This is a genomic window from Rhizobium sp. MHM7A, from assembly GCF_005862215.1.
GTDB lineage: Bacteria > Pseudomonadota > Alphaproteobacteria > Rhizobiales > Rhizobiaceae > Rhizobium > Rhizobium bangladeshense.
Genome location: NZ_VCHT01000063.1, coordinates 1 through 1,529 on the forward strand (window position 1 = coordinate 1; position 1,529 = coordinate 1,529).

General features: G+C 60.2%; 1 protein-coding gene. It reads right to left on the bottom strand.

Annotated elements, in window-relative coordinates; translation table 11 throughout:
* Positions 1-104 precede the first annotated feature (104 nt).
* Positions 105-1,475: an IS1182 family transposase gene (locus tag FFR93_RS40360; protein ID WP_138397223.1), complete on the bottom strand. Its 1,371-nt coding sequence runs from the start codon at positions 1,473-1,475 to the stop codon at positions 105-107.
* Positions 1,476-1,529: the final 54 nt, after the last annotated feature.

Here is a 1,529-nt window from a genome sequence, read left to right on the forward strand (position 1 = left end):
CAGACTGCTGACAAACCCGTCGATTTTTTCGGCGGGTTTTGCTTTTTTGGCGATTGGATTCTTTGCCGGTCGTGTTGGCGGGGGGCGAAGAAGGAGGTTTCGGCTTACGCCGTGGCCGGGTTTGGTGCTTTTGTCAGGGCCATTGCGATCTTCTTGATGTTTTGGGCGGCCGCAGCCAACAGGCACTGGCATGCGACGCGGGTGCGACTTCGGAAGCGGGCATAGCGATGCCCGTGAAGCTGCTTGGCATCGGCAAATGATCGCTCGACCGTCTCCTTGCGGCGCTTGTAGATTGCCTTGCCCCAAGGGGTCAGGCGGTTGGCGTCGGTGCGCTGGCGGGCATCGGCCCAGATATGGCGGGTTATGGTGCGTGTCGCCGTGGCGTTGTTGGTGCAGGAGGCCAGCAACGGACAATCGCAGCAGATGGCAGGATCCGAACGATAGTGGCGATAACCGTTGCGGTCGGTGGTGGCATAGGCGAGCAGTTGGCCTTCGGGGCATCGGTAACCGCCTGTCTCGGGCTCATAGTCGAATTTCGACTTGCGCATCATGCCGGCTCTGGGCGGGGTCGGGTTGCGATAGCCGGTGACACCGAGGATGGTGCGGTCCTCAAGACCCTTGGCGATGCCGGATGTCGCATAGCCGGCATCCAGCCCGACAGCACCGACCTCGAAGCCGAACCGCTCACGCTGGCGGTCCAGCCGCTCGAGATAGACGATACTGTCATGCACATTGGCGGGCGTGACATGGGTATCGGTGATGATCGCAAGTTTGCCATCCACCGTGCGGTGATCGAGGTAGAAGAAGCCCTTCGGCTTGCCGTCGCGCACCATGTAGCCGCTGTCGGGATCGGTGCGCGACACCTTGGTTTCCTTCACCTGCGGCTCGCGCTCCTTTTCCTTCAAGGGCTTCTGGCCGTGGAGTGCTCGCTCAGCCTCAATCGCCCGGTCGAGATCGGCCCAGTAATCGGAGCGCGACTTTTCGATCATCGCAAGATCATACTTGCCCTTGTTGGCATTCGCCTTCAGATGCGTTGAATCCGTATAAAGCACCGTGCCATCCACCAGGCCATGACGGATCGCCTGCTCGACGATGTGGTCAAAAATGTCCTGCGCCACGCGCGTGTCGTTGAAGCGCCGGCGGCGGTTCTGCGACAGCGTCGAGGCGTCAAACACACCATCCGTCAGCTTCATCTGCAGAAACCAGCGATAGGCGACGTTGACCTCGATCTCGCGCACCAGCTGACGCTCCGAGCGGATGCCGAACAGGTAGCCAATGAACAGCGCCTTGAACATCAAGGTCGGATCGAGCGGTGGGCGGCCGTTGTCGGCGCAATAAAGCCCCGCAACACGATCGTGGATGAAGGAAAAGTCGATCACCGCGTCGATCTTGCGAAGCAGGTGATCCTTCGGCACCAGACTGTCGAGCGTCACCATCTCAAGAGCGGTCTGGGTGGGGGCAGGTTTCTTCAACATGTCCCAGTGAATCATAAACCCCTGGACGGTGCCAGGGGTTTGTCAGCAGTCTGA